Origin of the sequence: Amycolatopsis palatopharyngis (assembly GCF_003385185.1) — a bacterium.
In the GTDB taxonomy this organism is placed as follows: domain Bacteria; phylum Actinomycetota; class Actinomycetes; order Mycobacteriales; family Pseudonocardiaceae; genus Amycolatopsis; species Amycolatopsis palatopharyngis.
This window is the reverse complement of sequence record NZ_PQHZ01000001.1, coordinates 109789-132054: the sequence shown is the minus strand read 5'-3', so window position 1 is coordinate 132054 and position 22266 is coordinate 109789. Positions and strand designations below refer to the sequence as shown.

Here is a 22266-nt window from a genome sequence, read left to right as displayed (position 1 = left end):
CCTCACCTGCCGCCGTGGTTCGGGGTGCGCGCCAAAGGTTCGTCCTCCGCGCAACTGATCAGTAGTTGCGCGGTGTGTGCGATGTGGTCGCGGAGCCGTTCAGCGGCGAGTTCCGGGTCTCGTTCGAGTGCGGCGTGCAGGATCGCGCGATGCTCGCCCGCGATGTCGCGGTCGGGCTCATGGCCGAGCGACACCGACCAGCGGCGGTACAACTCCGCTTCCTGCCGCAGGGAACACGCGACGGTGACCAGTCTGCGGTTGGGGCAACCCGCCAACAGGGCGATGTGGAATTTCTCGTGTGCCTGCGACCAGGCCTCGGTGATGCGTCGCGGGTCGTGCCGCTCGGTCATCGGGGTGCGCTCCAGCATGTGATGTGCCGCCACCGCGGAGGCCTCCCATGCCATATCGCCCTGTTGCACCGAGTGCTGCAGCACAAGGGACTCCAGCGCGACCCGCGCGGTGGTGAGCTCAGCGAGGTCCTCATGGGACAGCGGGGTGACGACATAGCCCAGGTGCGGCTGCGCGCGGACCAGTCCTTCCGCCGCCAGCCGCGCCAGCGCCTCCCGGATCACGCCCACGCTGGCCTCGCATCGCTGACTCAGCTCGGGAAACTTCAAGCGCTGTCCCGGAGTCAGTTGCCCGCCGAGGATGTCCTCGCGCAACTGTTGGTGCGCGCGTTCTGCGCGGGTTCCCCCGCCGTCGGTCCGTGCCATGGCGACACTCTAGCAACATGCGAAGACGGGGCCAACTTTCGAAAGTGTCTTGACGAGTCGAATGTGATGGCGTACACAGTCGGGTACCGGCTCGTTCGAGAGGCGACCCGGAAGTGGCAAGCAAGGAGACAAGATCGTGCGTTTCGCCAACGTCGCTGGACGGCTGACCCTGTTGACCGGCCCGACCACGGGTGTCGATATCCACTCCGCGAGTGGCGGCCGGTTTCCGGCCGACCCGGCCGGGGTCTACGAGCAGTGGGCCGGACTGCTGGACTGGGTGCGCGAGCTCGATCTCGCGACCGCCGAGACCGTTCCGGTCACCGAGCAACAGCTGGGTAATCCGGCCCCGCGCCCCCAGCAGGTGTTCGCCATCGGCCTGAACTACGCCGACCACGCGGCCGAAGCGAAGTTCGCGGTACCGGAAACGCCGACCGTGTTCACCAAGTTCCCGTCCTGTCTGACCGGGCCGTTCGGGCAGGTGACTCTGCCCGACGGTGATGTGGACTGGGAGGTCGAACTGGTCGCGGTGATCGGTCGTCGCGCCGAGGCGGTCCAGGAGGAACACGCGTGGGAGTACGTCGCAGGCTTGAGCGTGGGGCAGGACATCTCGGAGCGCCGTCTGCAGCTCGCCGGGCCGGTCCCCCAGTTCAGTCTCGGCAAGTCCTACCCGGGATTCGGGCCGATCGGTCCGGTTCTGGTGACACCGGACGAGGTGGCCGATCGCGAGGACCTGGAGATCGGCGCGTTGCTCAACGGCGAGCAGATCCAGAAGGGACGCACCTCGGACCTGGTGTTCTCGGTTGCGGCGCTGGTCGCCCAGTTGTCCGCGGTGACACCGCTGCTGCCGGGGGATGTGATCTTCACCGGTACGCCTGCCGGAGTGGGCCTCGGCCGGAAACCGCCGCGTTTCCTGAAGCCCGGCGACGAGCTCGTCTCCTACATCCAAGGTATCGGGGAGATGCGCCACGTCATGGCTGCTCCCTCTGTCGAATAGGCCACTCGGCAATCACCCGAAGGAGGTGGCACCCATGCCACTGCATCGCCTCAACTCCCTCGTGATCGGGGTCCCGAACGTCGAGGAAACCACGTCGTACTACACCGACTTCGGCCTCGGTAACGACCAGGGATGGCTGACCACCAGGGACGGCGGCCGCCAGCTGAGGATCCAGGCGGCCCCGACCCGCCGGCTGGTCGAGTTGAACGTCGGGGTCGACGATTCCGACGACCTCGACCGTATCCACCGGCAACTGTCCACGCTGGACCTCGCGGTCAAGCGTGAGGACGGCGCGCTGGTGACCGAGGAGCCGATCGCGGGGTTCCGTGCCGTTGTGCGGATCGCCGACCGTCTTGTACAGGCCGAGGAACCGGCCACGCGCTACAACGGTCCCGGCCGCACGGAACGTGCCGGCTGCCGCGCCCCAGGCGTACTGCGGGATTCAGCGGTCCGGCCCCGCAAACTCGGACATGTCGTGATCGGTTCGACCGACCATGAAACCACCCGCAGGTTCTTCACCGAAGGTCTCGGATTCAAGACCAGTGACTACATCAAGGACCATGGCGCGTTCATGCGTTGCTCGACAGATCACCACAACGTGCTGGTGCTCGGCGCCCCGGTGAACTTCCTGCACCACACCTCATGGCAGGTCGAAGATGTCGACGAGGTCGGCCGCGGTGCGGCTTCGATGCTGGATGAGCATCCTGAGCGACATGTCTGGGGCCTTGGCAGGCACCATGCCGGCTCGAACTTCTTCTGGTACCTGAAGGACCCCGCGGGCAACTTCTCCGAGTACTACTCCGATATGGACTCCATCATCGACGACCAGCTGTGGACTCCCGAGGTTCTCGAGGGCGCCAAAGGCCTGTTCAACTGGGGTCCGCCCCCGCCTCCCTCCTTCCTGAAACCCGAAGACCTCGGCGCGTTGATGACGGGTGCGCACCAGGCCGGCTGATTGCGATGCCTGGCGGGCATCGCCCTCGGGAGAACATCCGCACCGACTTCGCTCCTCACTCCCCAACGAATGATCGATCCCAACGGAGGGTCATCTCATGTCTGTCTTTGATACCGACGTACTCGTCGTCGGGGCCGGGCCCGCGGGACTGACCGCTACAGCATTGCTGGCCGACTACGGCATCGACGCCGTCACCATCACGAAATACGCGAGTACCGCCAACAGCCCTCGTGCGCACATCACGAACCAGCGCACGATGGAGGTCTTCCGCGATCTCGGTTTCGAGGACCGCGTTCGTGAGGTCGCGGTTCCGAACGAACTGATGGGAAACAATGTTTGGGCGACCAGTTTCGCGGGCAGGGAACTTGCCAGGCTGATGACGTGGGGGAGTGGAGTCGGCCGGAAGGCGGAGTACGAGGCCGCGAGCCCGAGTGCGATGTGCAACATCCCGCAGCACATCCTCGAGCCGGTCATCCTCGAGGCGGCGGAGAAGCGCGGTGCTGACATCCGATTCTCCACTGAACTGATCGGTATCAGGCAGGATGCCGACTCGGTCCATGCGCTCGTCCGTGAGCGAGACACCGGAACCGAGCACGAGATCCGTGCTCGATATGCGATCGGTGCCGACGGTGGGCGCAGCACCGTGGCCGAACAGCTCGGGTTCGAGTTCGACGGTGAGTCCGCGCTTGGCTGCGCGGCCAACGTGTGGCTGGAGGCCGACCTCACCCGTTACACCGAACACCGGCCGGGAACGTTGTACTGGATGTGCCAGCCCGGCACGGACTACTGGGTCGGTTCAGGCACGTTCATCTGTGTACGGCCGTGGACCGAGTGGGTCATGCTTTTCATGTACGACCCGAGCGAGGGCGAGCCGGACCTTTCCGAGGAAGCGGTCCGCGACAGAGCGAGAAAGCTGATCGGCGATCCCAGCGTCGACATTCGGATCAAGGCCGTCAGCGAGTGGCAGATCAACCATCTGGTGTCCCGCCGGTATCGCGACGGAAGGGTGTTTCTCGCCGGAGACGCGGCGCACCGGCACCCACCGGCCAACGGATTGGGCACCAACACCTCGATCCAGGATTCGTACAACCTGGCCTGGAAACTCGCGCTGGTGCTGCGGGGTGGGGCAGGTGAGGGGTTGCTGGACACCTACCACGAGGAACGACAGCCGGTGGGCAAGCAGGTCGTGGACCGGGCGATGAAGAGCGTGCACGACATGCGTCCCATTTCCGAGGCCCTCGGATTCAGCGCCGGGCAGAGTTCGGCGGACGGGTGGCGATCACTGGACGAGCTGTTCTCCGACACCCGGACCGGCCGCACTCGTCGTGACGAACTGCGGTCCGCCGTCGAGCTGCAGAACTACCAGTTCAACGCGCACGGTGTCGAACTCGGGCAGCGCTACTCCTCCTCGGCGGTCATCACCGAGTCGCGGGCTCCCGATCGCGAGCGGGATGCCGAGCTCCACTATCAGCCGACCACGGTTCCAGGTGCGCACCTTCCGCATGTGTGGCTTCAGCACGGTGATGAGCGTCTGTCTACCCTGGACATCGTTGGTCGCGGAAGGTTCACCCTGCTCACCGGAATCGGCGGACGACCCTGGATGGACGCCGCGGAGAAGATCGCGGCCGAGTTGGGCATCGAGGTTTCCGCCAGGCAGGTCGGCCTGCGTTGCGAATACGACGACGTTCTGGGCGAGTGGACTCGGCTTCGGGAGATCGACGACGCCGGCTGCCTTCTCGTCCGCCCCGACCGGCACGTCGCCTGGCGCAGCGCCGGCTCCGTCACGGACCCGGTCAGCGCACTCCGGCAGGCCCTGACGCGGACCCTCGCACTGTCCAAGTAGGAGCGCAAGCCCATTCCCGGTAAATGATCGACAAGGAGATTCGATGACCACCACCGAAATTCAGAGCGGGGCGGACAGGGCCGTCGCCGATGCGTATTTCAAGCGGATGGACGCGGGACAGGACTTCCTGGATCTGTTCGCGGAAGACGCTTACGTCTACTTTCCGAAGCACACTCCCGCCAGGGGGATCGACGAGGTCAGGCAGTTGTTCGCCGACATCTTCGTGCTGTTCAAGTCAGTGGTGCACGAGGTGGCCTACTTCAACTACATCACGCAGGGCGATCGTCTGGTCGTGGAAGGTACGACACACGGAGTACTCGCCGACGGCACCACCTGGCGGGCCACCGAGGACCTGGGCGGCCGGTTCTGCAATGTCTTCGAGATCCGGGACGGCAAGATTCAGCGCCTGCACATCTACCTGGACCCGGACTACGGCGATGCCGATGTGGCTCGCTATCCGTGGCTGGGTGAACAGCCGTAGCGGGCAATCGCCTGGTGCGTCGTTGAGAACAGATGTATGCGCGCCGATCCAGTACGGGCCTCGCAGGTGAGCCGGCCTCGGACTGGATCGGCGCGGTACTGGCCCATTCATGCCAGCAGCACTCGACGACTACATTCCGCTAAGCTCGCCGGTCATGGACAGTCACGCACCGCAGTCGAGCCGCCGGTTCAAGGTCGACACGTGGCGTTCGCTGATGGAAGTGCACGAGGCGGTTCTCCGGGGGATCGAGCGTGAGCTGGCGGATCGGCACGACATGTCCGTCAGCGAGTTCGACACGCTGGTCAACATTCCTCGCGTGGGCGTGCGGCTCCGTGAGCTCACGGATCTGATAGTGCTGAGCCAGAGCGCGTTGAGCAGGCTGGTCGACCGACTGGCGCGGCGCGGCCTGGTGGAGCGCGACATGGTGCTCGGTGACTCGCGGGCGGTGCAGCTCCGGCTCACCGACGAGGGCCGCAAGGTGACCAAGGCGGCCGCGCGAACCAACGCGGCCGTTGTCGAGCGGATGTTCGCCGATCGGTTGTCCTCGAGCGAGCTTGAAGTCCTGCACTCGGTGTTCGCCCGGCTGCGGCAGGAACTCCGCGTCGAGCAGGGCGATGATCAGCGATGGTCGCGGTAGGCCGATCCGTGTTGTACGACGGACCGGACGGTGTCGGGTTCGAGTGTGCTCCGCCACGGCGGGGTGATGGACCGGTGCTGACTGTGCTCGGGTGGGCATCTCGAACCGAGGAGGGCGACGTCGATGCTGCTGGCCGCGGGTGAGAGTCCCACCTATCTCGGTCCGGTGGTGGCTCTGCTGGTTGCCGCCGGGGTGATCGGCTACCTGAGTATCCGACTGCGGATCGTGCCGATCGTCGGCTTCCTGCTGGCGGGTGTCCTGATCGGTCCGCACCAGCTCGGCCTGATCGACGACACCGGCACGGTCACGGCCGCCGCCGACATCGGCGTCATGCTGCTGCTGTTCACCATCGGCGTGGAGTTCTCGCTGTCCCGGCTGGCGTCGATCAAGCGGATGGTCCTGCTCGGCGGCGGCCTGCAGGTGCTGGTCACCACCGCGATCACCGGTGCCCTGGTGATGGCCTTCGGGGGTGGCTGGCGCACCGCCGTGTTCACCGGGTTCCTGGTCGCGTTGTCGTCCACCGCCATCGTGTTGAAGGTGCTCTCGGCCTCCGGGCGGACGACACACACGGTGGGACGAGCCTCGATCGGCACCTTGATCTTCCAGGATCTCGCCGTCGTGCTGATGGTGCTGATCGTTCCCTTGCTCGGCGCGGGTCCGGCGGGGGGTGGGCTGTGGGATCTGCTGCGCGCGCTGGGAACGGCGGCCGTGGTGTTGACCGCTGTGCTGCTGATCGCCCGTAAGGTCATGCCCCCGCTGCTGGAAAGGGTCGCTCGCACCTGCTCGCCGGAAGTGTTCCTGCTGACCGTGGTAGCCATCGGGCTCGGCACCGCGTACCTGACCTCCCTGGCGGGTGTCAGCGTCGCCCTGGGGGCCTTCCTCGCGGGCCTGGTGGTCAGCGAGTCCAGGCACAGTGCTCACGCCCTGGGCGAGGTGCTGCCGCTGCAGATCATCTTCAGTGCGGTCTTCTTCGTCTCCATCGGCATGCTGCTGGATCTCGAGGTGCTGCTGCGGTTGTGGTGGCTCGTGCTGTTGCTGGCCCTGGCCGTCGTCGTGATCAAGATGCTCGGGTCGGCCGTCGCGATGGCCGCTGTCCGGGTGGGCGCGCCCGCCGCCGTGGCCGGATCTTTGCTGCTGGCCCAGGTGGGGGAGTTCTCCTTCGTGCTGCAGCGCACCGGCAGCGAGGCCGGGCTCAGCCCGGCGGGTTTGGGAGCCGACGGCGAGCAGGTGCTCATCGCGGTGACCGTCGCGTTGATGGTCGCCACCCCGGCACTCGCGGCGGCCGGAGACCTGGCAGGCAGGTGGCTGCTGGCCCGCCGTCCCGGGGGTACGGCAGCGGGTACGCAACGGGCCGGCGCGGAAGACGATCGGGAAGGTGGGGTGCTGATCTCCGGCTGGGGCCCGGTCGCCGAACGGTTGGCCAGCACACTGCTCAGCCGTGGGGTGCCGGTCACCGTGACCACACTGAACCCGGACCTCGCCGCGGCAGCCGAGGCCGGTGGCCACGAAGTGGTCCGTGGCGACCCGATCAAGGAGAACGTGCTGACCGAGGCGGGGCTGCGCACGAGCCGGCTCGTTGTGATCTGCGAGAACGACAACGACGAGGCCACACATATCGCCACGGTGATCCGTCAGCTCGCGCCCGGCGTGCCGATCGTGGTCCGTCCACGTGACTCCGCCGATGCACTCGCCTTCGCGCCCAGCGGAGCCGACCACATCGTCGACACCCCCGGGGCCGTCGTGGCCACACTGGCCACGACCGTTCTCCGGCGCCTGGGGCTCGTCGATCCGGACAGCGCCTACCCCGACCCAAGTGTGATAGTCGACTTCGTTGCCCAGCCTGCTCCGGAATGCCCGCACGTATCCGAGGTCCAGGCCGTACTGCCCAAGACCGCCGGTTGCACCGACTGCCTTCGCGCGGGCCGGCACGACTGGGTCCATCTGCGCATCTGCCTGCGTTGCGGACACGTCGGTTGCTGTGACTCCTCACCGGGAAGGCACGCATCCGCCCACGCCGACTCCGCCGCGCACCCGATCGCCGCTTCGGCCGAACCCGGGCAGACCTGGGCCTGGTGTTTCCTCGACCGCACAGAACTCCAGCGCCAGAGCCCTCGGCCTTCCTGAGGGCCGCGGCGAGCGAAATCACGGATGCACGCGATGCCCGCTGAGAATGGAGACGCGGTTGAACGCGTTGATCGTGATCGCCACCCACGTCAGCGCCGAGAGCGCCGCGTCACTGAGGTGATCGCGGGCGAGCCGGTATTCCTGTTCGAGGCGATCCGCGGACGGTAGGGTCGTGACGATCTCGGCGAGGGAGAGGGCGGCGCGTTCGTGGGACTCGAACAGATCGGTGTCGCGCCAGGCCGGGAGGACGGCCAGCCGGCGTTGTACCTCCCCGTGCTTCAACGCGGCGGCCAGATGCACATCGAGGCAGTAGGCGCAGCCGTTGATCTGCGATACCCGCAGGTTGACCAGTTCGATCGTGCGCCGGTCGACCCCCGCGTCGGCGGCCGCCTTCCCGACCGCCTTGACCGTGTCGAGGTAGGAGCGGAACACCTCGGGGGTCTGCTTGTCGATGAGCACAGGCCGAGGTTCGGAAGTTGATGACACGGTTGATCGGGGCCTTCCGGGGATGCGAGTGGTGGCGGGTTCAGCGAAGACTCGGGCCGATGCTAGTTGAGCCGGCAACGAACCCCATGGCTCCCATGGTTGGGTGTGACCGATGGCCGGGAAGGGAAGTCAATCGTGAGTAACGTCGAGGCGAATCCGGCCGAGTTCCACTGCGCCGCGAAGACAACGGCGGGTCCGGCGGTGGAGGTGCTGACGCCCCGCGCGGTTCCGTTGGGCGGCCCGCGGGCGATGACCGTGCGGCGCACCCTGCCGCAAAAGGCTCGCTCGCTGATCGGTGCGTGGTGCTTCGCGGATCACTACGGTCCGGACGACGTCGCGATCGCCGGGGGAATGGATGTCGCGCCCCACCCGCACACCGGGCTGCAGACCGTCAGCTGGCTCTTCTCCGGCGAGATCGAGCACCGGGACAGCTCAGGGGTGCACGCCATGGTGCGGCCGGGGGAGCTGAACCTGATGACGGGTGGTCATGGAATCTGCCACTCCGAGGTGTCCACGGAACGCACGCGCATGCTGCACGGCGTGCAACTCTGGGTGGCGCTGCCGGATGGCCACCGGGACGCTCCGCGCGACTTCCAGCACCATGTTCCCGACCAGGTCGAGGTGCCTGGTGCGTCGATGAAGGTGTTCCTGGGCGAGCTAGCCGGGGCGGCTTCTCCGGTGTCGACGTTCTCACCGTTACTCGGAGCGGAGATCTCCCTGCGGCCGGACGCGACGGTGGAGCTACCCGTTGACCCGGGGTTCGAGCACGGCGTCCTCGTCGACGACGGGACGGTGGCCGTGCATGGCACCGATGTCGCCCCGGCCGAACTGGCATACGTCGGTCCAGGTGCGGCGACGCTGAGGCTGACAAACCGGTCCTCGCTGCCTGCCCGTCTGGTACTGCTCGGCGGTGTGCCGTTCGACGAGGAGATCGTCATGTGGTGGAACTTCGTCGGCCGCGGCCACGACGAGATCGTCCGCTTCCGTGATGCGTGGAACAGCGAGTCCGGGCAGTTCGGGCGAGTAGCGGGCTACACGGGCGAGCCGCATCGATTGCCCGCACCCGAGCTGCCGAACGCCGTGATCAAACCACGCCGGAACCCGGCGCGCTGACGCCGCTCATCGACGCAGCCGCGAATTGATCCGGGCGGCCTGTCGCGTGAGGTGATCGCGTTCGGCGAGGTTGGGTGCGGATCGGGCCGATTCCGCGTAGAGCTGTGCCGCGGTGACGGGTTCACCGGCCCGCTCGTGCAGGTACGCGGCCGCGGCGGTGTGGCGAGGAAGAGTGGGGTCGAGCTCCGCCAGAGCGGCCAGGCCCGCCAGCGGACCGTCGGCCTCGCCGACCGCGACGGCCCGGTTCAGGCGGACCACCGGGCTGTCGGTGAGGCGCACCAGTTCGTCGTACCACTCGACGATCTGCACCCAGTCGGTCTCCGCGGTCGTCCTGGCGTCGGCGTGCAGCGCGGCGATGGCTGCCTGTGCCTGGAACTCGCCGAGGCGGTCACGGGCGAGGGCCGCCTGAAGCACGCCGATGCCCTCGGCGATCAGCTCGGTGTCCCATCGGCCGCGGTCCTGCTCGGCAAGAGGCACGAGCCTGCCGTCCGGACGGGTCCGCGCCGGTCGCCGGGCGTGGTGGAGCAGCATGAGCGAGAGCAGGCCCGCGACCTCCTCATGAGTGGTCAGGGCCGCGAGCTGGCGGGTGAGCCGAATCGCCTCGGCAGCGAGGTCGACATCGCCGGAGTACCCCTCGTTGAAGACCAGGTAGAGCACGCGCAGCACGGTGGCGACGTCACCGTGCCGGCTGAACCGGACACCCGTGACGGTTCGTTTGGCCCTGCTGATGCGCTGGGCCATGGTCGCCTCAGGTACGAGGTAGGCCTGCGCGATCTGCCGGGTAGTCAGGCCCCCGACCGCGCGCAATGTGAGCGCGACGGCCGAGGACGGTGTGAGGGACGGGTGCGCGCACAGGAAGTACAGCTGGAGCGTGTCGTCCTGCGCTGCCGCCTGTCCGGGAATGGGCTCGCACTCGAGGCGTATCTCGCGCTGCTGCCGTGAGTTGTCGGCGCGGGCGGCGTCGAGGAACTTGTGCCAGGCCACGGTGATCAGCCAGCCCTTGGGGTCCCGCATGGGACGTTCCCCGCTCGAAGAGCTCGCCGACGGGTTGGCCTGCCACTTGCGCACCGCCTCGACCAGTGCGTCCTGGACGGCGTCCTCGGCCGCCGCGAAGTCAGCTCCGCGGCGGACGAGGACGCCGATCACGGTGGGGGTGAGGGTCCGCAGCAGCGCCTCGTCCACCTTGCGTCACTCCGTGATGGTCGGGGGCGCGGTCAGGAACGGGCGCACCTCGAGCCACTCGTGGATCGGCTTGCCGCCGGCACCCGGAGCCGCGGACAGCTCGCCTGCCAGCTCGAGCGCGCGCTCGTAGGTCTCGACGTCGATGACCATCCAGCCGGCGATCAGGTCCTTGGTCTCCGCGAACGGGCCGTCGGTGATCGGCGGTCGTCCCTCGCCGTCGTAGCGGACGAAGGTGCCCTCAGGGGACAGCGCCTGACCGTCGACGAACTCGCCGGTGCCCTCGAGTCGGGTGGCGAAGTCCTGCATGTACCGCATGTGGGCCGAAACCTCTTCCGGCGTCCACTGGTCCATCGCCACGTTGTTCACCGGGGCCGGCGCGCCACGGTAGTGCTTGAGCAGCAGGTATTTGGCCATCATGTTCTCCTAGGTGAGTACGGCCCATTGTGGCCGTGTTCAGTCCGAGGACGGAGCCGTATCCGGGATTTCGACATCTTGGCCGAGAATTTTTTCCCGGACTTCGATGGCGAGGGCGCGGCGCGAGTGAATCGAGGGTGTCGACATGGCCAGGCTCAACGTTGCCGACCAGTTCGTGCAGGTCCTGGTTCAGGCCGGGGTGCAGCGCATCTACGGTGTCGTGGGGGACAGCCTGAACCCGATCGTGGACGCGATTCGCCGAACACCGGGGATCGAGTGGATCCATGTGCACAACGAGGAGGCGGGGGCGTTCGCCGCCGCTGCCGAGGCGCAACTGACCGGGCGACTCGCCGTCTGTGCGGGTAGCTGCGGACCGGGCAACACGCATCTGGTCCAAGGGTTGTACGACGCCCATCGAACCGGTGCGCCGGTGCTGGCGCTCGCATCACACATTCCGTCCAGTCAGATCGGCACCGGGTTCTTCCAGGAGACTCATCCCGAACGGCTGTTCGTCGACTGCAGCGGGTACTGCGAGATGATCAGTCAACCGGCGCAGATGCCACGCGTGCTGCGCACCGCCATCCAGCATTCGCTGGCCCGCGACGAGGTTTCGGTGCTGGTACTGCCGGGTGACGTCGCCCATCTCGAGGCCTCCGCTGCGACCGGAGACGGTGGCCCGATGACCGAGCGCGCGACCACCGTGCCGCCCGGCTCCCAGGTCGCCGGCCTGGCTGAAGCGATCAACCAGGCCAGCACGGTGACGTTGTTCTGTGGCGCCGGGGTTCGCGACGCGCATGCCGAGGTGATGGAACTCGCCGGCAAGGTGGCCGCGCCGGTCGGGCACAGTTTGCGTGGCAAGGAGTGGATCCAGTTCGACAACCCGTACGACGTCGGGATGAGCGGCCTACTGGGATACGGCGCGTGCTACCGGGCGATGCAAGAAGCGGATCTGCTGGTACTGCTCGGTACCGACTTTCCCTACGATTCGTTCCTGCCGCAGACCCGCACGGTTCAGGTTGACCACGACGCGACCCACCTCGGCAGGCGCACCCCGCTCGAGCTGGCCGTGCACGGCGATGTGCGCGAGACGCTGCGTGCGGTTCTGCCGTTGGTGCGGGCCAAGCCGGACCGTATCTTCCTGGGCCGGATGCTGCGTGAACACTGCAAGTCGCTGGAGCAGGTTGTCGAGGCCTACACCCGCGACGTGGACAAGCATGTGCCCATCCACCCCGAGTTCGCCGCCGACGTCCTGGACGAACTCGCCGCCGACGACGCGATCTTCACCGTGGACACCGGGATGTGCAATGTCTGGGCGGCCAGGTATCTCACCCCCAACGGCCGTCGGCGAGTGATCGGATCATTTCTGCACGGCAGCATGGCGAACGCGCTGCCACATGCGATCGGCGCACAGTTCGCCTACCCAGGCAGGCAGGTCGTCTCGATGTCCGGAGACGGCGGACTCGGCATGCTGATGGGTGAGCTGCTCACGGTCGCGTTGCACGATCTGCCGGTCAAGATCATCACGTTCAACAACTCGTCACTGGGCATGGTGAAGCTGGAGATGCTCGTCGACGGGCTGCCCGACTATCAGACGGATCACCGTTCGGTCGACTTCGCCACCATCGCGAAGGGAGCCGGCATCCACAGCGCGCGCGTGACAGATCCGAAGCGGCTGCGCGACACACTCGAGGAGGCGCTCGACCACGATGGTCCGGCGTTGGTCGACGTGGTGACCGATCCCAACGCGCTGTCGGTCCCGCCGCACATCAGTGCCGCCCAGGTTCGCGGCTTCGCGCTGGCCGCCAGCAAGGTCGTGCTCACCGGGGGAGTGGGCAGAATGGTCGATCTGGCCCGAGCGAACCTGCGCAACATCCCCCGCCCCTGACGCGCGCATGGTCGCGCCTACAGGTCGAAGCGGTCTCGCTTGTCCGCGGGTACCAGGTCGATGTAGTCGGGATGCTTGCTGATCCAGCCACGGATGAACGGGCAGTAGGGGAGTACCGAGCGACCTTTTGCCCGTGCGTCGTCGAGCGCGTGGCGGGCGAGCTTGCCGCCCAGGCCGCGACCTTCGAACCGGGAGTCGATCTCGGTGTGCAGGAAGGCGATCTCGTCGGCGTACAGGTGGTACTCGACGAATCCGGCCAGCTCGTCGTCGGCATAGATCTGGAACCGCCGGGCGGCGGGGTCCTCGACGACCTTGGGATCCATCGGTGCTCCTTCGTGGGCGGCGAACGTGTGACGGCATCCGGCAGTCTAACGGTACTTTCGTGAGGAACCGGGGCTGTGACGACCCCGGTGCCACGGTCTTCTGCCGTGCATTGTGGACCGTCAATGTTCCGGCATCCTGGTTACCGCTGGGATCAGGCGGTGTCCGCGGTTTCGATGATGCGGCAGACGACGGCGTCCTCGCCGCGGCGTTGGCTGTCGCGGGCGGCGCGCCGGGCGGCGGTCAGGGTGCGGCGCATCGCGCGCAGGTCGGAGAGTTTGCGGTCGATCTCGCCGATGTGGGCGTCGAGCAGGTCGGTGACGCGCCCACAGGGGGTGGCGCCGCAGCGCTGCAGATCCAGGATGTCCTTGATCTCGTTCAGGGTGAGATCCAGTGCTTTGGCCTGGCGGATGAACCGCAGTACGTCCACATCGTCGTCGGTGAACGTGCGATATCCGGCTTCGGTGCGCCGGGCGGGCGGCAGCAGGCCCTTTGACTCCCACAACCGCACCGCCTTCGCACTGACCCCGGCCGTCTCCGCGGCGGTGCCGACGGTCATCTCCATCACGCGGTCTCCCTTCCCGGGTACTCCCGGCTTGACCTTACCCCTCGGTCAAGGTTCTAGCGTGAGGTCAGCGAGAGAAAGAGCAGTTCAGAGACGTAGAGGAGCCCGTGATGGAATCGTGGGTCTTGCAGGTCGAGGGGATGTCGTGCACGGGGTGCGAACGACGGATCGGCAGCGTGCTGCGCCGCATCGATGACGTCACCGGCGTCACTGCAGATCACACCTCTGGGCGGGTCGAGGTGCGCGCCAACTCCGCGGCCAGTCGTGACGTGACGGTGCAGCGGATCGAGGCCGCCGGTTTCCGCGTCACCGAGCAGACGCCGCGATGAGCCCGGTGACCGAGCAGCGCCCGCGGTTGTGGGCGTCGGAGCCAAGTGCGACGCCTGGGCACGAGCGAATCCGGGCGCGGATCGCGGGCCTGCACTGCTCATTGTGTACGGGCACGATCGAGAAGGCACTCGGCCGGATGGACGGCGTGGTCACGGTGGCGGTGAGCCTGACTCACGAACAGGCCCTGGTGGACTACGACCCCCGGCGTGTCTCGCCGGAGCAGATCCTCGAGACGCTGCGCGACATCGGCTACGAGGTCTATGACCCCCGCAAGCTGCGCCCGTTCGAGGATGAGGAGCGCGATCTCGTTCGGGAGGGCAGCCGCCTGCTGGCGGCGATCGCGGCGAGCCTGACGGCTATCGGGCTCATCGCCACGGTCACCGGGATCTGGTCGGTGCTGGTGCCCGCGTCGGTGGTGGCACTGATGGTGCCGGTGTCATTCGCGCTGCTCCGTTCGGCCGGAACCGCACGAGCCTTCGGTGGTGCCGTGGCCATGGTGACGCCTGCCGTGGTGGCACTGGTGCTACGCGCGGGCGAGGTGCTGACCGAGCCGCTGATCGGATGGCTGGCGGGAACGCTGGCGGTCGGGGTGGTGCTCGTGGTGGCCCCGCACATCCTGCGGATGGCATACCAGTCCGCCCGTCGCGGCATTCTCAATCAGCACGTCCTGCTGGAGATCGGGGCATTCGCCGGAATCGCAGGCGGTGTCATCGGCCTGAGCGGTGTCCTGCCGGGGTTTCCGACGGCGGCGTTCTTCGCCGTTTCGGTGCTGGTGGCGAACTACCACATCTTCTCCGAATGGCTGTCGCTTCTGGTCAAGACCCGCTCCAGCCAGTCGGTCAAGAAGCTGCTCGACCTGCAACCCGACCTGGTTCGTCTCGTCGGGGATCGCGGCGTGTCCGAGGTACCGGTCGAGGACGTGGTCATCGGGCAGTTGGTGCGGGTGCGGCCCGGCGAGCGCGTCCCGCTGGACGGGCGGATCCGGTCGGGGTCCTCCGCGATCGACCTGGCATTGGTGACCGGTGAGCCGGTGCCCATCGAGACGGGCCCTGGTGACGAGGTGATCGGTGGGTCGATCAATGGCACCGGCAGTCTGCTGATCGAGGTCACCGCGAACCACCAGGAAGGTTTCCTGGCCCAGGTCGTGCGGCATGTGGAGGACGCCCGCGCACTCAAGCCCGGCATCCTGCACCTGGTCGACCGGGTGCTGCGGGTCTACACCCCCACGGTGCTGGCCATCTCCGCGGTTGCCCTGCTCGCCTGGCTGGCGGGCGGTTGGGCACTGGCAGGGGAACCGGACGTGCGCAGGGCAGTGTTCGCCGCGCTGTCGGTGTTGGTGATGGGCTATCCCTGCGCAGTGGGCATCGCCGCACCGCTGGCGATCGTGCGCGGCACCGGCGCCGCCGCCGACCGCGGGATCGTGATGCGCACCGGCGAAGCGTTCCAGACTTTCCGGCTCGTGCGAAGCATCGTGCTGGACAAGACCGGCACGCTCACCCAGGGGCGCCCGGCCGTTCGTGGAATCGAGGCCCGTGACGGCGACACCGATGCGTTGCTGGCGTTGGCCGCCGGTGCGGAGAACCCCTCAGAGCACCCGCTCGCCCGTGCCGTGATGGCCGCCGCACGCGAGCGCGGGCTGACGGTGCCCGAGGCCGACGAGTTCGTCTCGGTCACCGGCGCCGGTGTCCGCGCCACCCTCGGCGGGCAGACGGTACTGGTCGGCCAGCCCGGCTTCCTCGCGGACACCGGTGTCGATCTCGCGGCCTTCACCGGGTGGATCGATCGGTCGCAGGCCGCCGGGCACACCGTGATCGTCGTCGCCGTCGACGCCGTGGCCCAGGGGGTGATCGCGCTCGGCGACGAGCTGCGCGGCGACGCCGTCGAGGCGGTCGCCCGCATGCGGGACGCCGGGATGGAGCCGGTACTGGTGACCGGGGACAACGAGCGCGCGGCCCGCCGGGTGGCCGGCCAACTCGGCATCACGCGAGTGCGGGCCGCAGTGCGGCCGGCGGCCAAGGCCGAGATCGTGCGCGAACTGCAGACCAACAGCGTCAGGGTGGCCATGGTCGGTGACGGCATCAACGACGCCCCCGCCCTGATGCAGGCCGATGTCGGCATCGCCGCCGGGGGCGGCACGGACATCGCTGTCGAATCCGCGGACATCGTGCTGCTGCGCGATGAGGTCACCGCCGTGCTCGACGCCCGGCGGATCAGCGACCGGTCCTACCGCCGTACCCGCACCAATGTGGTGCTGGCGTTCACCTTCAACGGCATCGGTGTTCCGCTCGCCACCACCGGCCTGGTCCATCCGGTGTGGGCGATGATCGCGATGGCCGCGTCGGTCACCACGATCTTCGTCAACTCCGTCGGCACCCGGCCGTCGCTGTTGTTCCAGGCCATCGGCAGCGTGGGAGGGCGAGGACGAGCGAACTAGCTAGCCCGGTGGGCGGGTCCGCCCACCGGTGAACTCCAGCTCCGCACCAAGTACCCTACCCTAACGTGAGGGTAGACTTGTGATGGCCGGAGGTGGCGTTGACGGGCGCGCAGGCACGAGATGAAGAACGCGAGCGCCGGTATCTGGCGGAGACGCTGGAGTTGCTGGGAGCGGAACTGGAGCGTTTGACCGGCGATATCGACGGCTCCGTGCGCAGCATCGAGGAGCGTAAGCGGCACCTGTGGACGAACCTGCGGGATATGGATTTCGCCGAGAAGGCCAATTACCGTGGTGAAGTCGATATGTCAGTGCGTCTGGCCGAGCATGCGGTGATGTTGCGCAAGCGGGTCGAGCGGTTGCTGGAGTCGCCGTATTTCGGGCGTGTCGACTTCCGTGGGAATGGCCACGCGGTGGGCGGTGCCTTCTATATCGGGGTGCACAATTTCTCGGATCCGGAGACGCAGGAGATCGTGATCCACGATTGGCGTGCTCCTGTTTCCAGTCTCTACTACGACTTCGAGACAGGAGAGGCGTTCTTCGGCACTCCGAAGGGCACTACCTTTGGTGAGATCACCGGTAAGCGCCAGTACAAGATCCAGGATGGGCGCCTGAAGTACATGTTCGACAGTGCCCTCAACATCGGCGACGAGGTCCTGCAGCGGGAGCTGAGTGAGTCCGCCGATGACAGGATGAAGAACATCGTCGCGACCATCCAGCGAGAGCAGAACGCCGTCATCCGCAACGAAACCGCGCGGGTACTGATCCTGCAGGGTGTGGCCGGTTCGGGGAAGACGTCGATCGCGCTGCACCGGGTGGCGTTCCTGCTCTACCGGTTCAAGGACACCCTCTCGTCGGACAACGTGATGATCCTGTCGCCGAACAGGGTGTTCGGGGACTACATCGCCGACGTGCTGCCCGAACTGGGGGAGGAGCAGGTCGCGGAGATCGACTTCGACAGGATCGCCGGCAGGTTCCTGGCCAAGGTCACCGAATACGAGACGTTCAGCGAACAGGTGGTCAAGCTGCTCGACCACGTCGACGAGGCGGCGGCCGAGCGCATGCGCTACAAGGCGACGCCCGAGTTCGTCACTGACCTCGACGCGTGGATCACCTCGCGCGCGGACGAGGAATTCGTTCCAGGAGAGATCGAGCGAAAGACCCAACGGCTCTCCGCTGACTGGGTCGCGGACGCGTTCGAGGAGTCCCGGGCGCTGCCGGTCTTCACGCGACTGGACCATGTGGCCAACACCGCTGTGCACCTGCTGAAGAACAAGACGCGGGACAGAGGTGGCAAATGGTCGGCCGCCGACACCACCAGCGTCCGCAAACAGGTCCGCGCCATGTTCGCCTACAAGGACGCGTTCGCCATCTACAAGGCGTTCTACTCCGATCCCGCCCGCCGCGGGCTGTTCCAGCCGCTCGGCCGGAAGAAGATCGAGTACGCGGATGTGTTCCCGCTGATCTACACCATGATCAGAACGGCCCGGCAGGAGAACTATGGCCACATCCGTCATCTCCTGGTCGATGAGATGCAGGACTACACCCCTGTCCAGTACGCGGTGCTGCGCGAACTCTTCTCCTGCAAGATGACGATCCTGGGCGACGCCAACCAGTCGGTGAACCCGTTCAGCTCCTCGTCCCTGTCGACGATCCAGAGCATCTTTCCCGAGGCCGACTCACTGGAGTTGTGCAAGAGCTACCGATCCACCGCCGAGATCACCGAGTTCGCCCAGAACATCTCCAGGAACGACAAGCTCGTCCCGATCGCGCGCCACGGACTGCCACCCCGGATCATCGCCTGCACCGAACAACGGGAGCAGGAGACACAGATCCAGGGCCTCATCGAACGGCATTCCCGCGGCGACCACCGCTCCCTCGGCATCATCTGCAAGACCGTCGGCCAGGCGGAAGCGCTCTACCGCGCCTTGTCCGACGCCGGTGTCGAACTGGCCTTCCTCGACTACGACAGCACAGCGTTCGCCGCGGGAGTCATCGTCACCTCAGCGCACATCTCCAAAGGGCTCGAGTTCGACTCGGTGATCGTCCCACACGTGAATGACGCGAACTACGCCAACGAAATGGACAGGGGCATGCTCTACATCGCCTGCACCAGGGCCATGCACGAGCTACACCTGACCCACGACGGACCGCTTTCGCACTTCCTGGCCTTCACCAAGGAGCCGACCAGCGGTCTCGCTGTCGATGACACCGAGACGGCGAGGATGGACGACCGCGCGACGGAGGCGCCGGTGGCTTGATTGCCGGCCGCCGGGACCCAGGGGCCCAGGGACCCAGGAACTCGGCGCTCAGGAGGCACAGCAGGACAGTTTGGACACGTCCCGGGAAAAGGTCTGCGCGGCGAGTTTGAGGCCTTCTGCCATGGTCAGGTAGGGGCACCACAGGTCGGCCATCTGCCGCACGGTCATCTCGTTGCCCAGGGCGTAGACGGCGGTGGCGATGACGTCTCCGCCGCCTTCGGCGACCACGTGCGCGCCGAGTAGCCTGCCGGTGTCGCGATCAGCCACGAGTTTGATCATCCCGAGGGTGTCGCGGTTGACCAGTGCGCGGGGCACGTACTGAAGCGGCAGGACTCTGCTCTCGCAGACGTGGCCCTGCTCGACGGCCTGGGCTTCGGTCAATCCTGCCGAGGCGATGGCGGGGCTGGTGAAGGTCACTCGCGGCAGGTGGTGGTAGTCCAGGGTCCGGCCAGCATCATCGAAGGCGTTGTCGGCGACGAGGGTGCCGTGGGCACCGGCGACGTAGACGAACTGCGGGTGTCCGGTGACATCGCCGGCGGCCCAGATCCGGGGATTGTCGGTGCGCAGGTGCTCGTCGGTGACCACCTCGCCGCGTTGCCCGGTCTTGACACCGACGGCCTCGAGGTTCAGTCCGGTGGTGACCGGGTGACGGCCCGTGGCGAGCAGCAACTGTTCGGACCGTAGCAGGCCGGGGCCACTGTCGGCACCGACGAGCGTGACCTGGTAGCCGGTGTCGTCCCGATCGATGCGCGTGACAGTGGCGGCGGTGACCACGCCGATGCCTTCGCGGGTGAATGCGTCCGCAATGGACTCGGAAACCTCGGGCTCCTCGAACGGAGCCAGCCGATCCAGCGCTTCCACAACGGTTACCTGGACCCCGAGCCGGTTCCACAGCTGCGCCTGTTCCAGGCCGATCGCGTTGCCCCCGATCACGACCATCGAAGCGGGCAGGGTGTCGAGTTCCATCGCGCTCGTGGAAGTCAGATAGCCGGCCGCGCCGAGCCCGTCGATCGCGGGTGTCCACGGGGTGGATCCGGTGGCGATGAGAAAGTGCTCGGCTGTCACCGTCCGCACGGCGCCGGTCGCGAGGTCGACTCGGAGCAGCGGGCCGGAGTTTTCGTCGGTGTCGAAGGTGGCGTTGCCTTCGAGGATGTCCCAGCCGTATTCGGCGGCCAGGTCGGTGTACTTCTCCGCCCGCAGCGAATCCACCAGTTCACGCTTGGCCTCGACGAGCTGGGGAAGGTCGGCGCCGTCCGGGGTGACACCGATGCCGGCACCGATGCCTGGGAACCGCTCGTGCAGGCTGACATGGCGCGCCTCGGCGGCAGCCAGCAGCGCCTTCGACGGCACGCATCCAGTGTTCACACAGGTGCCGCCCACGGTGCCGCGTTCGATCATCACCACCGTGCGGCCCTTGTTGCGAGCCGCGATCGCGGCGGCGAACGCGCCTCCGCCCGAGCCGATGATCGCCAGGTCGTATCGCATGCCGGTGCCCCTCTCCACGGTTCCTTGGCCACCGCCAACGCATTCGGTCTAGCGGATACGACGATGCTAGCGTAATATTTTGATATCCGCATACGTCGTATACAGGATGTGAGGACGCGAGCTTATGGCTGCGGTACCTGAGCCCACGGCGGCGCTGCTGCCCGCCGAGGCCAACGGCGTGGAGTTGATGGCCAAGTTCTTCCGTGCACTGGGGGACCCGGCGCGTCTGCGGCTGCTGGAGTTCCTGCTGAACTCCGAGCACAGCGTCACCGAGTGCGTGGCCCACGTCGGGCTGTCGCAGGGACGCGTGTCCACCCACCTGGCCTGCCTGGCGGATTGCGGATACGTACAGGTGCGCCGACAGGGCAGGTTCGCCTACTACTCGGTGACCGATCCACGGGTGGCGGATCTCGTGCTGCAGGCACGATCTCTGGCCGCGGACAATGCCGCCGCCCTTGCGGCCTGCATGCGCATCACCTCCGGAGCCTGAGCCAGCGAAAGACTGATACGCCCGCACCACGAGAGAAGGAGTCGCGATGACCGAGCTGCCTGATCTGAGTCTGAACAAGGGCCGTGCCGCTACCGTGCTCACTCACCCGGCACGACGGCTGCACCATATGGTGCTGAACTCGTTCGCCGAGACCGGCCGCGCGCCGATGCGTGCGGAATGGGAGCGGAGGGCGGACAGCGCGGGTATCGATCCCGCCGCCGCTCTGGGCGAACTGACGGAATGTGACCTCGTCGCCCTCGGCGAGAACGGCGAAATCCGTGCCGCGTACCCGTTCTCGCCGATCCCGACCAGGCACCGGATCATCCGGGACGGCGGCGCGGAGGTGTACGCCATGTGTGCCGTCGATGCCCTCGGGATCTCCGCCATGCTCGACGTGCCGGTCACCGTCACCAGCACCGAGCCCGACACAGACCGCGCCGTGAGTGTCCGCGTCGACCGCGACTCCGCGCGCTGGGACCCCGAAACCGCGGTGGTCTTCGCGGGCGGTACCGGCGATGCCTGCGGCCCTTCGGTGGACCGCACCTGCGGGCACATCAACTTCTTCACCTCATCCGATGCCGCCCGTGACTGGGTCACCCGAAATCCTGAGGTATCCGGCTTCCTGCTGGATCAGGACCAGGCCCTCGCCAGTGGCGTCGCCGAGTTCGGTGCCCTGTTGGAGCGGGCCGGCCACGCCGATGGGCCCTGATGCGAAGCGCTCGTATGCCGCGGCCGAGACCTTCACTTTGGCCGGTCGAAGATCGCTGAATGTCGGGAGGCTGACAGTCGTACTGCGAATCGGCGAGCGTCCTGGTGAAATCTCGGACAAGCACGATCGAGCGAAAGCAGGGGAGCAGCCGGTGGCGTCGCAGCAGTTGGCCATTATCGACCTGCCGGGCACGGCATGAACGGCCGAGTTGGTGCCAGGCTCGGTATCGGCGACGCGGTGGTGTCACGGGAGCTGGCCACCATTCATGGCGACAGTGTGCGCCTGCCTGATCCAGGGTCGCTGACGCACCTGCAGTTCCGCCGGTTCTCCGGTTGCCCGATCTGCAATGTCCATCTCCGGTCGGTGGCCCAGAGATACGAGGAGATCACCGCGGCAGGGATCAGCGAACTCGTCGTGTTCCATTCCGACGTTCAAACGATGCGGCAGTACCAGGCGGAGCTCCCGTTCGCCGCGGTGGCGGATCCCCGCAAACGGTTGTACATCGAGTTCGGCGTGGAGTCGTCGTTCCGGTCGATCCTGCATCCCCGGTCATGGCTGGCGTTCGGCCGAGGTGTCGCCGCTGCCCGTTCCCTCCGTGGCACCATCGGCCGGGATGAGCATCTGGGTTTACCCGCTGACTTCTTGATTGATCCCCAGGGCAGGATCGTCGCTCGAAAGTACGGGGCGCATGCCGCTGATCAATGGTCGGTCGACGAGTTGCTGACCCTGTCAGCGCAACGGTTCGCCGGCTGACGCCGAGCCGCGCCGCCTCGCGGGCACGGAGGGCTGGTCGCCGAATGGTTCATGGGCAACGACGTTCAAGGTCCAGCGGCCACCCAGTGCGGTG

Annotated in this window: 21 protein-coding genes; 14 read left to right on the top strand and 7 right to left on the bottom strand. The window is 67.0% G+C overall.

All coding sequences use genetic code 11. From position 1 onward, the window contains the following. Nucleotides 1–2 precede the first annotated feature (2 nt). The gene (locus D0C15_RS00645; RefSeq protein WP_116040434.1) at nucleotides 3–713 is read right to left on the bottom strand and encodes a GntR family transcriptional regulator; all 711 of its coding nucleotides are present in this window, start codon (nucleotides 711–713) and stop codon (nucleotides 3–5) included. 136 nt (nucleotides 714–849) lie between these two features. Here D0C15_RS00645 and D0C15_RS00640 point away from each other — a divergent pair, with 136 nt between their 5' ends. The 6 genes from D0C15_RS00640 to D0C15_RS00615 all read left to right on the top strand — a co-directional run bounded on the left by D0C15_RS00640 (nucleotide 850) and on the right by D0C15_RS00615 (nucleotide 7747). After that, entirely contained in the window at nucleotides 850–1707 is an 858-nt protein-coding gene (locus tag D0C15_RS00640; RefSeq protein WP_116040433.1) for a fumarylacetoacetate hydrolase family protein, read from the top strand. Nucleotides 1708–1741: 34 nt separating this feature from the next. Further along, nucleotides 1742–2662, top strand: coding sequence for a VOC family protein (locus D0C15_RS00635; protein WP_116040432.1), 921 nt, complete (start codon nucleotides 1742–1744; stop codon nucleotides 2660–2662). Nucleotides 2663–2759: 97 nt separating this feature from the next. Then, the gene (locus D0C15_RS00630) at nucleotides 2760–4505 is read left to right on the top strand and encodes an FAD-dependent monooxygenase (protein ID WP_116040431.1); all 1746 of its coding nucleotides are present in this window, start codon (nucleotides 2760–2762) and stop codon (nucleotides 4503–4505) included. A 43-nt stretch (nucleotides 4506–4548) separates the two neighbouring features. Continuing rightward, on the top strand, nucleotides 4549–4986 hold the full coding sequence (locus D0C15_RS00625) for a nuclear transport factor 2 family protein (RefSeq protein WP_116040430.1): 438 nt from the start codon (nucleotides 4549–4551) through the stop codon (nucleotides 4984–4986). 109 nt (nucleotides 4987–5095) lie between these two features. Then, the gene (locus tag D0C15_RS00620) at nucleotides 5096–5623 is read left to right on the top strand and encodes a MarR family winged helix-turn-helix transcriptional regulator (protein ID WP_245975495.1); all 528 of its coding nucleotides are present in this window, start codon (nucleotides 5096–5098) and stop codon (nucleotides 5621–5623) included. A 123-nt stretch (nucleotides 5624–5746) separates the two neighbouring features. Then, complete coding sequence (locus tag D0C15_RS00615; RefSeq protein ID WP_116040429.1) at nucleotides 5747–7747, top strand: cation:proton antiporter domain-containing protein; 2001 nt, start codon at nucleotides 5747–5749, stop codon at nucleotides 7745–7747. Between the two features lie 18 nt (nucleotides 7748–7765). On the opposite strand, the gene D0C15_RS00610 is transcribed toward D0C15_RS00615, so the two are convergent. Further along, on the bottom strand, nucleotides 7766–8206 hold the full coding sequence (locus D0C15_RS00610) for a carboxymuconolactone decarboxylase family protein (RefSeq protein WP_211323039.1): 441 nt from the start codon (nucleotides 8204–8206) through the stop codon (nucleotides 7766–7768). Nucleotides 8207–8368: 162 nt separating this feature from the next. Here D0C15_RS00610 and D0C15_RS00605 point away from each other — a divergent pair, with 162 nt between their 5' ends. After that, a complete protein-coding gene (locus D0C15_RS00605; protein WP_211323038.1) occupies nucleotides 8369–9346 on the top strand; it encodes a pirin family protein in 978 nt (325 codons plus the stop codon). 6 nt (nucleotides 9347–9352) lie between these two features. Here the strand turns inward: D0C15_RS00605 and D0C15_RS00600 are convergent, their stop codons facing one another. Both D0C15_RS00600 and D0C15_RS00595 read right to left on the bottom strand, forming a co-directional pair. Next, nucleotides 9353–10528, bottom strand: a complete 1176-nt coding sequence (locus tag D0C15_RS00600) for an RNA polymerase sigma factor (RefSeq protein ID WP_116040427.1) — start codon at nucleotides 10526–10528, stop codon at nucleotides 9353–9355. A 6-nt stretch (nucleotides 10529–10534) separates the two neighbouring features. Further along, nucleotides 10535–10942, bottom strand: a complete 408-nt coding sequence (locus tag D0C15_RS00595) for a YciI family protein (protein ID WP_116040426.1) — start codon at nucleotides 10940–10942, stop codon at nucleotides 10535–10537. 145 nt (nucleotides 10943–11087) lie between these two features. Between D0C15_RS00595 and D0C15_RS00590 the strand changes: the two genes are divergently transcribed. Then, complete coding sequence (locus D0C15_RS00590) at nucleotides 11088–12827, top strand: pyruvate dehydrogenase (RefSeq protein ID WP_116040425.1); 1740 nt, start codon at nucleotides 11088–11090, stop codon at nucleotides 12825–12827. A gap of 17 nt (nucleotides 12828–12844) precedes the next feature. On the opposite strand, the gene D0C15_RS00585 is transcribed toward D0C15_RS00590, so the two are convergent. Both D0C15_RS00585 and D0C15_RS00580 read right to left on the bottom strand, forming a co-directional pair. Next, complete coding sequence (locus D0C15_RS00585; protein WP_116040424.1) at nucleotides 12845–13150, bottom strand: GNAT family N-acetyltransferase; 306 nt, start codon at nucleotides 13148–13150, stop codon at nucleotides 12845–12847. 152 nt (nucleotides 13151–13302) lie between these two features. Further along, nucleotides 13303–13713 carry a MerR family transcriptional regulator gene (locus tag D0C15_RS00580; protein WP_116040423.1) on the bottom strand — a complete coding sequence of 137 codons (411 nt, stop codon included), beginning with the start codon at nucleotides 13711–13713 and terminating at the stop codon, nucleotides 13303–13305. A gap of 110 nt (nucleotides 13714–13823) precedes the next feature. On the opposite strand from D0C15_RS00580, the gene D0C15_RS00575 reads away from it, so the two are divergent. From D0C15_RS00575 to D0C15_RS00565, 3 genes are all read left to right on the top strand, one after another. Further along, nucleotides 13824–14042 (top strand): heavy-metal-associated domain-containing protein, encoded by a 219-nt coding sequence (locus tag D0C15_RS00575; protein ID WP_116040422.1) that lies wholly within the window; start codon nucleotides 13824–13826, stop codon nucleotides 14040–14042. Then, nucleotides 14039–16477: a heavy metal translocating P-type ATPase gene (locus tag D0C15_RS00570; protein WP_116040421.1), complete on the top strand. Its 2439-nt coding sequence runs from the start codon at nucleotides 14039–14041 to the stop codon at nucleotides 16475–16477. The genes D0C15_RS00575 and D0C15_RS00570 overlap by 4 nt, the downstream gene beginning before the upstream one ends. 92 nt (nucleotides 16478–16569) lie before the next feature. Next, nucleotides 16570–18735: a HelD family protein gene (locus tag D0C15_RS00565; protein ID WP_245975494.1), complete on the top strand. Its 2166-nt coding sequence runs from the start codon at nucleotides 16570–16572 to the stop codon at nucleotides 18733–18735. Between the two features lie 48 nt (nucleotides 18736–18783). On the opposite strand, the gene merA is transcribed toward D0C15_RS00565, so the two are convergent. Beyond that, nucleotides 18784–20220 carry a mercury(II) reductase gene (gene merA / locus D0C15_RS00560; RefSeq protein WP_116040420.1) on the bottom strand — a complete coding sequence of 479 codons (1437 nt, stop codon included), beginning with the start codon at nucleotides 20218–20220 and terminating at the stop codon, nucleotides 18784–18786. Between the two features lie 124 nt (nucleotides 20221–20344). Here merA and D0C15_RS00555 point away from each other — a divergent pair, with 124 nt between their 5' ends. The 3 genes from D0C15_RS00555 to D0C15_RS00540 all read left to right on the top strand — a co-directional run bounded on the left by D0C15_RS00555 (nucleotide 20345) and on the right by D0C15_RS00540 (nucleotide 22172). Continuing rightward, a complete protein-coding gene (locus D0C15_RS00555; RefSeq protein WP_116040419.1) occupies nucleotides 20345–20710 on the top strand; it encodes an ArsR/SmtB family transcription factor in 366 nt (121 codons plus the stop codon). A gap of 46 nt (nucleotides 20711–20756) precedes the next feature. Further along, the gene (locus tag D0C15_RS00550) at nucleotides 20757–21419 is read left to right on the top strand and encodes an alkylmercury lyase family protein (RefSeq protein ID WP_116040418.1); all 663 of its coding nucleotides are present in this window, start codon (nucleotides 20757–20759) and stop codon (nucleotides 21417–21419) included. 195 nt (nucleotides 21420–21614) lie between these two features. Beyond that, nucleotides 21615–22172, top strand: a complete 558-nt coding sequence (locus D0C15_RS00540) for a peroxiredoxin-like family protein (protein ID WP_116040416.1) — start codon at nucleotides 21615–21617, stop codon at nucleotides 22170–22172. The last annotated feature ends 94 nt before the right edge of the window (nucleotides 22173–22266 follow it).

Coding starts and splice junctions, on each gene's coding strand:
- D0C15_RS00645 (WP_116040434.1), bottom strand. CDS start 713: ATGGCACGGACCGACGGCGGGGGAACCCGCGCAGAACGCGCGCACCAA.
- D0C15_RS00635 (WP_116040432.1), top strand. CDS start 1,742: ATGCCACTGCATCGCCTCAACTCCCTCGTGATCGGGGTCCCGAACGTC.
- D0C15_RS00630 (WP_116040431.1), top strand. CDS start 2,760: ATGTCTGTCTTTGATACCGACGTACTCGTCGTCGGGGCCGGGCCCGCG.
- D0C15_RS00625 (WP_116040430.1), top strand. CDS start 4,549: ATGACCACCACCGAAATTCAGAGCGGGGCGGACAGGGCCGTCGCCGAT.
- D0C15_RS00620 (WP_245975495.1), top strand. CDS start 5,096: ATGCCAGCAGCACTCGACGACTACATTCCGCTAAGCTCGCCGGTCATG.
- D0C15_RS00615 (WP_116040429.1), top strand. CDS start 5,747: ATGCTGCTGGCCGCGGGTGAGAGTCCCACCTATCTCGGTCCGGTGGTG.
- D0C15_RS00595 (WP_116040426.1), bottom strand. CDS start 10,942: ATGGCCAAATACCTGCTGCTCAAGCACTACCGTGGCGCGCCGGCCCCG.
- D0C15_RS00590 (WP_116040425.1), top strand. CDS start 11,088: ATGGCCAGGCTCAACGTTGCCGACCAGTTCGTGCAGGTCCTGGTTCAG.
- D0C15_RS00585 (WP_116040424.1), bottom strand. CDS start 13,150: ATGGATCCCAAGGTCGTCGAGGACCCCGCCGCCCGGCGGTTCCAGATC.
- D0C15_RS00580 (WP_116040423.1), bottom strand. CDS start 13,713: ATGGAGATGACCGTCGGCACCGCCGCGGAGACGGCCGGGGTCAGTGCG.
- D0C15_RS00575 (WP_116040422.1), top strand. CDS start 13,824: ATGGAATCGTGGGTCTTGCAGGTCGAGGGGATGTCGTGCACGGGGTGC.
- D0C15_RS00570 (WP_116040421.1), top strand. CDS start 14,039: ATGAGCCCGGTGACCGAGCAGCGCCCGCGGTTGTGGGCGTCGGAGCCA.
- merA (WP_116040420.1), bottom strand. CDS start 20,220: ATGCGATACGACCTGGCGATCATCGGCTCGGGCGGAGGCGCGTTCGCC.
- D0C15_RS00555 (WP_116040419.1), top strand. CDS start 20,345: ATGGCTGCGGTACCTGAGCCCACGGCGGCGCTGCTGCCCGCCGAGGCC.
- D0C15_RS00550 (WP_116040418.1), top strand. CDS start 20,757: ATGACCGAGCTGCCTGATCTGAGTCTGAACAAGGGCCGTGCCGCTACC.
- D0C15_RS00540 (WP_116040416.1), top strand. CDS start 21,615: ATGAACGGCCGAGTTGGTGCCAGGCTCGGTATCGGCGACGCGGTGGTG.